The following is an 11,847-nucleotide window of genomic DNA, read 5'->3' on the forward strand; positions in this document are numbered from 1 at the left end:
TTTGGCACGCTGTTGAGTTCTCAAGGAACGGACGCTTCCTTTGTACTCACCCTCTCGGGCTTTCCTCCGGGCTTTTCCCTTCGGTCTTGCGTTTCCGACCCTATCAGACCGTTTCCGGTTCCGATTTCCTCGGCGCTTTCCAGGTTTCCGCTTTCGCGTTTCCCTTTCCGGCGGTTCCGACTTTATCAGAAGTTCCGGGCCGGACTGACCGGGCGCTCATTTCCGAATCATCGGGAGGGGCTTCTTCGAAAAAAGAGATTTCAAGAAGCAGACAGACGCTCACTGTTGCCGACCGGCACTAGATCCAGTTCTAGGCAACTGTTTGAATCTACCTCCCCGCTCTCTCCGTGTCAACGGTTCCTGCGGGGCGAAGAGGACAGTAGCAGCTCAGCAGCCCCGTACGCACATCAGGCCGCCACGGGGACCGTGGCGCTGCGTTCGGCCTCCGCGACGTCGCCCGATTCTCCGGCGCGGGCAGCACGCCCGCCGAGGACGTAGACGTACGCCAGGAAAGCCAGTTCGGCGACGACGCCGATGCTGATGCGTGCCCCGGTGGGCAGGCCGGACGGGGTGACGAAGCCTTCGATGGCTCCGGAGACGAAGAGGATCAGGGCCAGGCCGATCGCCATGCCGATCGCCGCTCGGCCTTCCTCTGCGAGGGCGGCTCGACGCGTGCGTGGGCCCGGGTCGATGACGGTCCAGCCGAGACGCATGCCTGTTCCCGCGGCGACGAACACCGCGGTCAGCTCCAGCAGACCGTGGGGCAGGACCAGACCGAGGAAGGTGTCGAGGCGGCCTGCCGAGGACATCAGGCCGAAGCCGACGCCGAGGTTGAGCATGTTCTGGAAAAGGATCCAGAGGACCGGGAGGCCGAGGAAGACGCCGAGGATCAGGCACTGCGCGGCGGCCCACGCGTTGTTCGTCCAGACCTGGGCGGCGAAGGAGGCCGCGGGGTGGCTCGAGTAGTACGACTCGTACTGCCCGCCCGGGCGGGTGAGCTCGCGGAGTTCGCTGGGGGCCGCGATGGTGGCCTGTACTTCCGGGTGGATCCCGATCCACCAGCCAAGGACGGCTGCCACGGCTGTGGAGAGAAGCGCGGTGGGGACCCACCAATGACGTGCTCTGTAGACCGCCGCGGGGAAGCCGTGCGCCAGGAAGCGCGTGACGTCGCGCCAGGAGGCGCGGCGGGTGCCTGTCACGGCACTACGCGCGCGTGCCACGAGTTGGCTGAGCCGACCCGTCAGCTGTGGGTCGGGGGCACTGGACTGGATCAGGGAGAGGTGGGTGGCCGTGCGTTGATAGAGAGTGACGAGTTCGTCGGCCTCGGTGCCGGTCAGCCTTCGCTGGCGTCGGAGCAGGGCATCGAGCCGATCCCACTCCGCTCGGTGAGCGGAGACGAAGACGTCGAGATCCATCGGTTCGGCTGCTCCTCGGCTGCTCGTCGGCGACTCGTCGTGGGTGTCAGCTTGTCGTACTGCGGTGCGATGCGCCCTCAGCTTGGCAGACTGGCCGTTCTCAGGGCGGGCCAGGGGAAGGACGGCGGACGTGAGTGAGCTGGTGACGGGCGAGGCGGTGGCGCTGGAGCTGCGTCCTGCTCGGCTGCCGAGCAGGGCGTTGGCCGTACTGCTCGATCTGCTGGTGGGTGTGATCGTCTACGTGCTCGTGACCATCGCGCTGGTGGCTTCCACGGCTTCCCTGGACGAGGCGGCCCAGTTCGCGGTGTCTCTCGCGGCGTTCGTGCTGGTCATGGTGGGTGGTCCCATCGCGGTCGAGACGCTCAGCCACGGTCGCTCGCTCGGGAAGATGGCGTTCGGGCTGCGTGTGGTCCGGGACGACGGCGGACCGATCCGGTTCCGACATGCGCTGGTGCGCGGTGGGATCGGCGTCATCGAGATCCTGCTGACGTTCGGGGTCGTCGCCTGTGTCGCGTCGCTCGTTTCGGCACGGGGGCGGCGGCTCGGGGACGTGTTCGCGGGGACTCTGGTCGTACGGGAGCGGGTTCCGGTCGCGCATACGGGGTTCCTGCCTCCGCCGCCGCCCTGGCTGGCCGGGCGTTTCTCCGGTCTGGACCTGTCGGCCGTTCCGGACGGGCTGTGGCTCGCCATCCGGCAGTACCTGGGGCGGATGCAGCAGTTGGACCCGCAGGTCGGCTGGGCGATGGCCGAGCGGCTCGCCGCGGACGTCGCAGCGCGTACGGGGACCCCGGCGCCACAGGGCGTTCCGCCGGCGGCGTATCTCGCGGCCGTGGTGCAGGAGCGGCAAGCCCGGGAGGCTCGGCGCGCTTTCGGGAACGGGTCGGCGGGGGCGTACGGAACGCAGCCTGCTCAGCCGCCTTCGCTCTCACCGACTGCGACTACCGCTGCGCCGCCTCCCTTCTACAACTCCGCTGCGGCGCCTCAGCCTCCGGCACCCGGTGCCGGGCCCAGTGAGACGCGGGAGACGCCGTCGCCTGAGCGTCCTGGTAGCGGATTCGCGCCTCCTGCGTAAGCCGTAGCGCCCCTGCTCACACGAAGACGGACGGCGGCGATTCGAGGTCTTCCAACTCGATGCCGGGAGCCGAGAGGACCACGTCCCCGGCGATGTGTACGGTGTGCTGCTCGCCCGTGTCCAGGGCTGTGACCTGGTATTCGTCCACGGTCAGGGGGCCGTTGTCAGTGGCGTGTGCTTCGCTTTTCATCAGCGCCCAGGACTGGTCCACGGTGCGCGGGGCGAGGACCGGATCCGTGAAGGCGACGAGTCGTACGCGGGTGGCTGATGTGGAAGGGGTGAGGCGAAGGAGCCGGGTGGTGGCGATGAGGAATGCGGGGGATGTGCCGGTGAAGGCGTGGGCGGGGACATTGCCTTCCGTGGCGTGAGCCCCGCTGGGGTCCGTACGGACCCAGGTGACGCCGTCGAGAGCGGCGCCGCGTACCTGCCAGCCCGCGGCGTGGAGTTCCAGACGGATGGGGCGGCCGAGCTCGTCAAGGGCCAGGTCGACGGAGCCGGAGTGGTCGCCCGCGGGATTCGTCAGCTGGGCGACGTAGCGCCAGCCGGAGGGGCCGGGGGCGCAGTGGAAGTGCTCTTCTGCGAGGGGGGTGTGATCGTGCGGATCATGGAGCGAATAGCGGCCGCGGGGCATGGGGGTCCTGGGTCTTGACGGGCTGGTCCGGGCATAGCGGCACGGACGGGCCGGGCCGCAGCGGCCAAAGGGGCAGGCCCCCAGCACGGGGGTGCGGGGGCCTGCCTCGAAGGTCCTGCCGCTGAGGAGAGTGCTCAGTAGCGGTAGTGGTCCGGCTTGTACGGCCCCTCGACGTCGACGCCGATGTAGGAGGCCTGCTCCGGGCGCAGCGTCGTCAGCTTCACGCCGAGCGCGGCGAGGTGGAGGCGGGCGACCTTCTCGTCCAGGTGCTTGGGCAGCGTGTACACACCGATCGGGTACTCCGACTGCTTCGCGAACAGCTCGATCTGGGCCAGCGTCTGGTCCGCGAACGAGTTGGACATCACGAACGACGGGTGACCGGTCGCGTTGCCCAGGTTCAGCAGGCGGCCCTCGGAGAGGACGATCAGCACCTTGCCGTCGGGGAACTTCCAGGTGTGGACCTGCGGCTTGACCTCGTCCTTGACGATACCGGGAATCTTGGCGAGACCGGCCATGTCGATCTCGTTGTCGAAGTGACCGATGTTTCCGACGATGGCCTGGTGCTTCATCCTGGCCATGTCGGCGGCCATGATGATGTCCTTGTTGCCGGTCGTGGTGATGAAGATGTCGGCCTTGTCGATGACCTCGTCGAGGGTCGTGACCTGGTAGCCGTCCATCGCCGCCTGCAGGGCGCAGATCGGGTCGATCTCGGTGACGATGACGCGGGCGCCCTGACCACGCAGGGACTCCGCACAGCCCTTGCCGACGTCGCCGTAGCCGCAGACGACCGCGGTCTTGCCGCCGATGAGGACGTCGGTGGCGCGGTTGATGCCGTCGATCAGGGAGTGACGGCAGCCGTACTTGTTGTCGAACTTCGACTTGGTGACGGCGTCGTTCACGTTGATCGCCGGGAAGAGGAGGACGCCGTCGCGCTGCATCTCGTACAGACGGTGGACGCCGGTCGTGGTCTCCTCGGTCACGCCGCGGATCTCGGAGGCGAGCTGGGTCCACTTCTGGGAGCCGTCGGTGATGGTGCGGTTCAGGAGTTCGAGGATGACGCGGTGCTCGTCGTTCTCGGCGGTGTCGACCGAGGGGACCTTGCCGGCCTTCTCGTACTCGACGCCCTTGTGGACGAGGAGGGTGGCGTCACCACCGTCGTCCAGGATCATGTTCGGGCCGCCGGTGGGGGTGTTCGGCCAGGTCAGCGCCTGCTCCGTGCACCACCAGTACTCCTCCAGGGTCTCGCCCTTCCAGGCGAAGACGGGGATGCCCTGCGGGTCGTCGGGCGTGCCGTTCGGGCCGACGGCGATGGCGGCGGCCGCGTGGTCCTGGGTGGAGAAGATGTTGCAGGACACCCAACGGACCTGGGCACCCAGGGCAACCAGGGTCTCGATCAGGACGGCGGTCTGCACGGTCATGTGCAGCGAGCCCATGATGCGGGCGCCGGCCAGCGGCTGGGTGGCGGCGAACTCCTTGCGGATCGCCATCAGGCCGGGCATCTCGTGCTCGGCGAGGGTGATCTCCTTGCGGCCGAACTCGGCCAGGGAGAGATCGGCGACCTTGAAGTCCTGTCGGCTGTCGACAGTCGTCATTACGGGCTGCTCCTCAAGGTTGGGGCGAGGTGGAAACGGCTGGTCTGCGCGGCGGCGGACACAGGGGTGCCCGAAAGAGGACACAGGCATGCCCGGTGCGCGCAGCGCAGTCCGTCGGAGGCCCTCTCTCCCTCGGTCGATCCGCATCGGGATCGCCCGACCGCCATCAGCAGCGACGTCTGGCTCCGTCCCAAGCTACACCGGTACGCCCGGGCGCCCCCAGTCCACCTCCGAACACATCGAGCCGATCACGAGGCAGCTACGAGAGGGGGCCGGGGTGGCCACGCCATCGATAACAGGACACCCACGATCGCCGGACCAGGAGCCAACAGGCCATGACAATCCGGGACTTTTGAACCTTTGAGTGGGGCGGCATGTGCTGCAGGATGCAAGGGATCGGGAACAGCTGATCGATCTTGCGGAGCGTCCGGGACGGCGTTCCGTGCGAACAATGGCGTTAGGAGATCGACGTGACCAATCCGGCCGGCCCTCCCCCCACGGGCGGCGGCAGTGGCGAGCAGAAGCGGTTGAAGCTGCTCGCGGTGACCGCCTGCCCGACCGGCATCGCGCACACGTACATGGCAGCCGAGAAGCTCGCGCAGGCTGCCGAGAGCCGCGGCATCGACATGAAGGTGGAGACGCAAGGGTCCATCGGGGCCGAAAACGTACTTGATGACAACGATGTCAGCACCGCGGACGGCATCATCGTCGCCGCGGACAAGGATGTGGACCTGAGCCGTTTCGTGGGCAAGCGGGTCCTGACCGTCGGGGTGGCGGAGGGGATCCACCATCCCGAGCAGTTGATCGAGCAGGTGCGGTCGGCGCCCGTGCACCAGCCGGACGGGGCGAGCGCGCCCGCGACCGGTGCGGGTGGCGGCAGGGAGCGCAGCGCCGGATACAAGGCGCTGATGAACGGGGTCAGTTACATGATCCCGTTCGTGGTGGTCGGCGGGTTGCTGATCGCGATCTCGCTCTCGCTCGGCGGACACACGGACCCGTCGGGTGGTCTGGTCATCCCGAAGGACTCCTTCTGGATGGATGTGAACAACATCGGTGTCATCGGCTTCACGCTGATGGTGCCGATCCTGTCGGGATACATCGCGTACGCCATCGGCGACCGCCCCGCCCTCGTACCCGGCATGATCGGCGGCTGGATCGCCAACACCGGTTCGCTGTACGACTCCAAGGCGGGTGCCGGGTTCATCGGGGCGATCGTGACCGGGTTCCTCGCCGGGTATCTGGTGTTGTGGATCAAGAAGGTCAAGGTCCCCAGGTTCGTGCAGCCGATCATGCCGATCATCGTGATCCCGATCGTGGCGACCACGGCGCTGGGGCTGTTCTTCATCTACGTCATCGGGAAGCCCATCTCCTGGGTGTTCGAACACCTGACCGACTGGCTGAGCGGGATGACGGGCACGAGCGCGATCCTGCTCGGCGCGATTCTCGGGCTGATGATCGCGTTCGACATGGGTGGGCCGGTCAACAAGACGGCGTTCCTGTTCGGCGCGGGTCTCATCGCGACCGGCAATCAGACGGTCATGGGCATGTGCGCGGCCGCGATCCCGGTCATGCCGTTGGGTCAGGGCCTGGCCACGCTGATACGCAAGCGGCTCTACACCGAGCAGGAGAGGGAGACCGGGCTCGCCGCCCTCTTCATGGGCTGCTTCGGTATCTCCGAGGGTGCGATCCCGTTCGCGGCGGCGCGGCCCGCGCAGGTCATCCCGGCGAACATGCTGGGCGGCGCGGTGGCCGGCGCGGTCGCCGGGGTCGCCGGGGTCGAGGACGCGGTGCCGCACGGCGGGCCGATCGTGGCGGTGCTGGGTGCGGTGAGCGGTGTGCCGATGTTCTTCGTGGCCGTGGTGATCGGAACGGTCGTCACCGCGCTCACGACGGTCGCCCTTGTCGACGTCAGTGAGCGGAGGCGGCGCGGCGAGGCGGTCGTCGGAGTGCCGGCGGTCGGGCCCGAGCCGGTGCTGGTCGGAGCGGGCGCGGGCGGGGCACCGGGTGCCGGGGCCGTCGTAGCGCAGAAGGTCGTGCGGGAGTCCGTGGCGGCGCCCGTCGCGACCACGGAGGTCCTCTCCGGGTATCTCACCGAGCAGACCGTGAAGGTCGAGCTCGATGCGGTCGACAAGGAGGCCGCCGTCCGGGAGATGGCCGGGCTGCTGGCGCGGACCGGCAAGGTCGCGGACGTGGACGAGCTGGTGGCGACCGCGCTGCGGCGTGAGGAGCAGGGTACGACCGGGCTCGGTGAGGAGATCGCGATTCCGCACGCCAAGACGGATGCGGTGAGCGCGCCGGTCGTCGGGTTCGCGCGGTCCGCCGAGGGCATCGAGTGGGGCTCGCTGGACGGTACGCGGGCCAGGTTGGTGTTCATGATCGCCGTACCGGAGGCGGCTGCCGGTGATGAGCATCTGCGGATTCTGGCGTTGCTGTCGCGGAAGTTGATGGACACCAGGTTCCGGGAGCGGCTCGCGGCTGCGCCGGACGAGCGGGGGATCCTGGAGGTGCTGGGCGAGATCCGGTAGGCGGAGGGACTGTGCGGGCCGCGTTCTTCGAGGGCATGGCCCGCACAGTCCGTTCACAGGCGACCGCTACTCTCTGCGCCGCGGATGTTCCGCGTGGGGAGGGAGTGGCGAGCGATGGGCAAGGCTCGGAGGCTGGGGATCGCGGCCGTCGTGGTGGGGCTGGTCGGAGTACTGTCGGGGCTGGGTGGCCTCGGCTACGCGCGGTACACCTTCGGGGGTTCCGTGGTGTCGAGCGAGAGCATGACGCCGACGTACGGGTCGGGTGACCGGATCGTCTATGAGCGGATCGACGCGGGCGAGGTGCGGCGCGGGGACGTCGTGGTGGTGTCGGCGCCCGAGAGGTACGGCCCCGGCGGGCTGGTGCTGAAGCGGGTCGTCGGTGTGGGCGGCGACCGTGTGGCGTGCTGCACCGGAGCGGGAGCGGACGAGCGCGTCTTCGTGAACGGGAAGCCGCTTCAGGAGCCGTATGTGAAGGACGGGGACGCCCACGGCGGTTATCCGCCCTCCTACGACGTGCGGGTCCCCGAGGGGCGGCTGTTCCTGCTGGGCGACCACCGCGCGAACGCCCGTGACTCGCGGGCCTTCCTCGACGATCACGGCGGGACGTTCCCGGACTCCGCCGTCCGGGGGCGGGTGCTCGACGACTACACCGTGCCGACGGCTCTCGGGGTGGCGATGATGGTCGGCGTGGTGCTGGTGCTGGTCGCCGTCGGGCTGGGGATCGCCGCCATGGTCGTACGGCGGAAGGCGCGGGCCGCGGTGCCACCGGCGCCGCCCTGGGCGTTGCAGAGCTGAAAGCCGAGGGGGCCCACCGGGTTTGCGGTGGACCCCTTCGGCGGGTGTCAGTGCCCGGCTTCGTGCTGGGCCGGTCCCCCGGGGGTGGCGTCGCGGTCGGGGCCCTTGGCGGCCTCGACCTCGCTGAAGATGTCGGGCTCGAGGTAGATCACGCGGGCGATCGGGACGGCCTCGCGGATACGGGCCTCGGCGCCGTTGATGGCGTTCGCGACCTCGGTGGCGGAGTCGTCGTGCCGGACGGCGATCTTGGCGGCGACCAGGAGCTCCTCGGGGCCGAGGTGGAGCGTGCGCATGTGGATGACGCGGGTGACGACGTCGCCGTCGACGATCGCGGCCTCGATCTTCTGGACCGCTTCGATGCCCGCGGACTCACCGAGGAGCAGGGACTTGGTCTCCACGGCCAGGACGAGCGCGATGAGGATGAGCAGGATGCCGATGCAGAGGGTGCCGATGCCGTCCCAGACTCCGTCGCCGGTGGCGAGGGCCAGGCCGACGCCGCCCAGGGCGAGGATCAGGCCGATCAGCGCGCCCAGGTCCTCCAGGAGGACGACCGGCAGTTCGGGCGCCTTGGCGTGGCGGACGAACTGCTTCCAGGACTGCCGGCCACGCAGGCCGTTGGACTCCTTGATGGCCGTCCGGAAGGAGAAGGACTCGGCGATGATCGCGAAGACGAGGACGCCCACCGGCCAGTACCAGTGCTCGATCTCGTGCGGGTGCCTGATCTTCTCGTAGCCCTCGTAGACCGCGAACATGCCGCCGACCGAGAAGAGCACGATGGAGACGAGGAAGGCGTAGATGTAGCGCTCGCGGCCGTATCCGAACGGGTGTTGCGGGGTGGCCTCGCGCTGGGCCTTCTTGCCGCCGAGGAGCAGCAGGCCCTGGTTTCCGGAGTCGGCGAGGGAGTGGACGGACTCGGCGAGCATCGACGACGAGCCGCTGAAGAGGAACGCCACGAACTTCGATGCCGCGATCGCGAGGTTGGCGGCAAGTGCCGCCACGATCGCCTTGGTTCCGCCTGACGCGCTCATGTGTTCGCGTTGTCCCTTCGTACGTCCACGCAGTCCAGGCCTTTGCCCGTCCTTTGCCGGTGGGCCATTGTTGCAGCCCTTCCCGACAGGCGTGTGTCAGGTGTCCACAGCCCCGGTCATACGATCACAGTGGCCCGGAAGACGGTGCCCGTCCCGGTCACTTCGGCCTTCTCACCTGCGGGAACGAAGGCGGACTGACCGGGGTTCAACTCGTGCTCCCCCGCCCGGACGGAACCCGCCGTGCACAGCAGGATCTGTGGGGTGGCGCGGGTGAGGTCGTGGGCGGCGCCGCCCTCGGGGAGGACGTACCGAGACAGCCGGAACTCGTCGATCGGGGTCTCGTAGACCTCTTCGCCGTCCGGGGACGCCTCGGGGCGCAGCACACCCGCGTCGGCGGCCTCGAAGCGGACGATGCGCAGGAGTTCGGGGACGTCGACGTGCTTGGGGGTCAGGCCGCAGCGCAGGACATTGTCGGAGTTGGCCATGATCTCGACGCCGAGGCCGTTCAGATAGGCGTGCGGGATGCCGGCGCCGAGGAACAGGGCCTCGCCGGGCTGGAGTCGGACGTGGTTGAGGAGCATCGCGGCGATGACGCCCGGGTCGCCCGGGTAGTGGTGGGCGATGTCCGCGTACGGGGCGTACCCGTCGCCGAGGCGGGCGCAGGCGGCCGCGGCCTCCGTCACCGTATGGGTCATCTCCTCGCGGTCCGCGCCGAGTACGGCCGTCAGGACCTCGCGCAGCGCCGCTTCCTCGGGGTGGGCGTGCAGCAGGTCGACGTACGGCTTGAGGGAGTCGACGCCGAGGCCGGCGAGCAGGTCGGCGGCCTCCAGAGGAGCGCGGAAGCCGCACAGGCCGTCGAACTCGGTGAGCGCGCAGATGAGTTCGGGCTTGTGGTTGGCGTCCTTGTAGTTGCGGTGACCGGCGTCCACGGGGATCCCGCGGCGCTCCTCGTCCTCGTAACCCTCCTTCGCCTGGGCGAGGTTGGGGTGCACCTGGAGGGAGAGCGGGGCGCCGGCGGCGAGGATCTTGAGGAGGAAGGGCAGGCGGGGACCGAATTTGGTGACGGCGTCCGCGCCCAGCTCGCGCTCCGGGTCGGCCTCGATGACCTCGACCAGCGTGCCGCGTCCGGTGCGCGAGGGTGCGCCCGGGTGGGCGCCCATCCACATCTCCGCCTGCGGCTGGCCGCTCGGGGCGACGCCGAGCAGTGCGGGGATGGCGGTGGTGGAACCCCAGGCGTAGGGGCGGATCGTGTTGTCGAGGCGGTCCATGGGGTTCTTTCTGTACGACGGTCAGAACGGCCTGAGCATGATCAGGCGCCGGAAGCGAGCGCCAGGTAAACCACGGCGAAATCCGTGATGGCGATCAGTTCCGCGAGGGTCTCCAGTTCGCCGCCCTCCTCCGGTTCCAGCTCGCTGATGGGGGTGTCGTGGCTCAGGGCCAGTTCACGGGCGGCGGGAGCGGCGGAGAGACCGCCGAGGGGACGGTCGCGCAGCAGCACCGCGCGCGCGTGCATCACCGGTGCTTCCTCCACGCGGTCGCGGAAGAAGTCGTCCGGGTCGGCGCTGGCGGCGAGCGGACCGGCGAGCAGGGCGTTGTGCGCGGCGAGCGCCTCGGGCAGTTCGGCGACGACGGCGGGGCGGCCGGCGAGTTCGGCGAGGGCGGCGGCGAACCGGCGGCCCGCCGGACCGGCCGAGACTCCTTCCGTCCAGATCACCGGGAGCGTGTCGGCGAGTTCGGCGGCCAGGGTCTTGGCGGGGTTGCTGTACGTCGCGATGGCCGGACCGCAGCGTTCGGCGATGTGGTCCAGGCGGTCGGCGACCTTCTCCAGGACGTCCGGCGGGGCGGTGACCAGACCGGTGCGGTCGAGGATCGCGAGCAGCGGGGTGAGCAGTGCCCACAGGATGCCCGGCGCGGACGCGGCCAGGGCTTCGCCCTCGTCGTAGGGGGCTGTCGCCAGGGGTACGAAGAGGCCGTGGGCGCCTTGTACGGCCTCGGTGAGCGGGGTGCTCGCGGGGGCCACGGCGACGACCGTGCAGCCGCGGCGGTAGGCCTGGTCGGCGAGGAGGGACAGGCCTGGTTCGGTGCCGTCGGAGGTGGCGATCAGGAGCACGTCGACCGAGCCTGTCCAGCCCGGGAGTTCCCAGCGCAGGGCGCCGGCCGCGGGGGCTACGCCGGTGGGGGCCAGGCGGATGACGGGGCTGCCGGCGCCGGCGAGGGTGCCGAGGAGATCGGCGACGCAGATGGCGGCGGCGCCGGGGCCCGCGATCAGGACCGCGCGGGGGCGGCCGTCGGGCTTCAGTTCGTTGACGCCGGCCTCGGCGGCGTGCCTCGCCGCGGTGCGGACTCGGGCGCCTGCCTCGGCGGCGCCGCGGAGCAGGCCTCGGCGGTCGGCCGCCGAGAGGGCCTCGGGGGTGTCGAGCAGCGATTCGTCGAGCATGGGCGGCAGCCTCCTGCGATCGCCGGGTTCGTCGGTCACGCGGGTCGCCGTTGTCGGCGGTACCTGCGGCTCGGGTCGCCAGGGGTCGCTTACGCGGGGCGGCGGGCCTCGTCGACGAGGAGGACGGGGATGCCGTCGCGGACGGGGTATGCCAGGCCGCAGTCCTGGCCGGTGCAGATCAGCTCGGTGTCCTGCTCCTCGAGGGGGGCGTGACAGGCCGGGCAGGCGAGGATCTCCAGGAGGCCGGCTTCGAGCGGCATGGGGTGTCCCTTCGGGGGCTGTGCGGATGCCTGTGTGTGCGTGTGCGGATGTGCCTGGTCAGGGTACCGCCGGTGGGGGGTGGGTGTGGGGG

General features: G+C 69.6%; 11 protein-coding genes. 4 read left to right on the forward strand and 7 right to left on the reverse strand.

Annotated elements, in window-relative coordinates; translation table 11 throughout:
• A partial coding sequence (locus TN53_RS48735) for a hypothetical protein (RefSeq protein ID WP_234441808.1) occupies window positions 1–302 on the forward strand: 302 nt, incomplete at its 5' end.
• Window positions 303–407: 105 nt separating this feature from the next.
• Here TN53_RS48735 and TN53_RS39325 read toward each other — a convergent pair.
• Window positions 408–1,415, reverse strand: a complete 1,008-nt coding sequence (locus TN53_RS39325) for a stage II sporulation protein M (protein WP_046263648.1) — start codon at window positions 1,413–1,415, stop codon at window positions 408–410.
• Between the two features lie 130 nt (window positions 1,416–1,545).
• Between TN53_RS39325 and TN53_RS39330 the strand changes: the two genes are divergently transcribed.
• On the forward strand, window positions 1,546–2,487 hold the full coding sequence (locus TN53_RS39330; RefSeq protein WP_046263649.1) for an RDD family protein: 942 nt from the start codon (window positions 1,546–1,548) through the stop codon (window positions 2,485–2,487).
• Window positions 2,488–2,503: 16 nt separating this feature from the next.
• On the opposite strand, the gene TN53_RS39335 is transcribed toward TN53_RS39330, so the two are convergent.
• The gene (locus TN53_RS39335; RefSeq protein WP_046263650.1) at window positions 2,504–3,118 is read right to left on the reverse strand and encodes a hypothetical protein; all 615 of its coding nucleotides are present in this window, start codon (window positions 3,116–3,118) and stop codon (window positions 2,504–2,506) included.
• A gap of 134 nt (window positions 3,119–3,252) precedes the next feature.
• Window positions 3,253–4,710, reverse strand: coding sequence for an adenosylhomocysteinase (gene ahcY / locus TN53_RS39340; protein ID WP_046263651.1), 1,458 nt, complete (start codon window positions 4,708–4,710; stop codon window positions 3,253–3,255).
• Window positions 4,711–5,180: 470 nt separating this feature from the next.
• On the opposite strand from ahcY, the gene TN53_RS39345 reads away from it, so the two are divergent.
• Window positions 5,181–7,235, forward strand: a complete 2,055-nt coding sequence (locus TN53_RS39345) for a fructose-specific PTS transporter subunit EIIC (protein WP_046263652.1) — start codon at window positions 5,181–5,183, stop codon at window positions 7,233–7,235.
• A gap of 114 nt (window positions 7,236–7,349) precedes the next feature.
• Window positions 7,350–8,030, forward strand: coding sequence for a signal peptidase I (lepB, locus tag TN53_RS39350; RefSeq protein ID WP_095046975.1), 681 nt, complete (start codon window positions 7,350–7,352; stop codon window positions 8,028–8,030).
• A gap of 47 nt (window positions 8,031–8,077) precedes the next feature.
• Here lepB and TN53_RS39355 read toward each other — a convergent pair whose 3' ends face one another.
• The 4 genes from TN53_RS39355 to TN53_RS46090 form a co-directional block, all read right to left on the reverse strand.
• Window positions 8,078–9,058 (reverse strand): cation diffusion facilitator family transporter, encoded by a 981-nt coding sequence (locus TN53_RS39355; protein WP_046263653.1) that lies wholly within the window; start codon window positions 9,056–9,058, stop codon window positions 8,078–8,080.
• Between the two features lie 116 nt (window positions 9,059–9,174).
• The gene (gene manA, locus TN53_RS39360; protein ID WP_046263654.1) at window positions 9,175–10,326 is read right to left on the reverse strand and encodes a mannose-6-phosphate isomerase, class I; all 1,152 of its coding nucleotides are present in this window, start codon (window positions 10,324–10,326) and stop codon (window positions 9,175–9,177) included.
• Between the two features lie 41 nt (window positions 10,327–10,367).
• On the reverse strand, window positions 10,368–11,495 hold the full coding sequence (locus tag TN53_RS39365) for an SIS domain-containing protein (protein WP_046263655.1): 1,128 nt from the start codon (window positions 11,493–11,495) through the stop codon (window positions 10,368–10,370).
• An 89-nt stretch (window positions 11,496–11,584) separates the two neighbouring features.
• Window positions 11,585–11,755 carry a Trm112 family protein gene (locus tag TN53_RS46090; RefSeq protein WP_078936097.1) on the reverse strand — a complete coding sequence of 57 codons (171 nt, stop codon included), beginning with the start codon at window positions 11,753–11,755 and terminating at the stop codon, window positions 11,585–11,587.
• Between the last annotated feature and the right edge of the window lie 92 nt (window positions 11,756–11,847).

This window comes from Streptomyces sp. WM6386 (assembly GCF_000972385.1).
Lineage (GTDB): Bacteria > Actinomycetota > Actinomycetes > Streptomycetales > Streptomycetaceae > Streptomyces.

Bases quoted from the DNA above. Each gene is read 5' to 3' on its own strand.
- lepB (WP_095046975.1), top strand. From the start codon at position 7,350: ATGGGCAAGGCTCGGAGGCTGGGGATCGCGGCCGTCGTGGTGGGGCTG.
- TN53_RS39325 (WP_046263648.1), bottom strand. From the start codon at position 1,415: ATGGATCTCGACGTCTTCGTCTCCGCTCACCGAGCGGAGTGGGATCGG.
- TN53_RS39365 (WP_046263655.1), bottom strand. From the start codon at position 11,495: ATGCTCGACGAATCGCTGCTCGACACCCCCGAGGCCCTCTCGGCGGCC.
- TN53_RS39355 (WP_046263653.1), bottom strand. From the start codon at position 9,058: ATGAGCGCGTCAGGCGGAACCAAGGCGATCGTGGCGGCACTTGCCGCC.
- TN53_RS39335 (WP_046263650.1), bottom strand. From the start codon at position 3,118: ATGCCCCGCGGCCGCTATTCGCTCCATGATCCGCACGATCACACCCCC.
- TN53_RS46090 (WP_078936097.1), bottom strand. From the start codon at position 11,755: ATGCCGCTCGAAGCCGGCCTCCTGGAGATCCTCGCCTGCCCGGCCTGT.
- manA (WP_046263654.1), bottom strand. From the start codon at position 10,326: ATGGACCGCCTCGACAACACGATCCGCCCCTACGCCTGGGGTTCCACC.
- ahcY (WP_046263651.1), bottom strand. From the start codon at position 4,710: ATGACGACTGTCGACAGCCGACAGGACTTCAAGGTCGCCGATCTCTCC.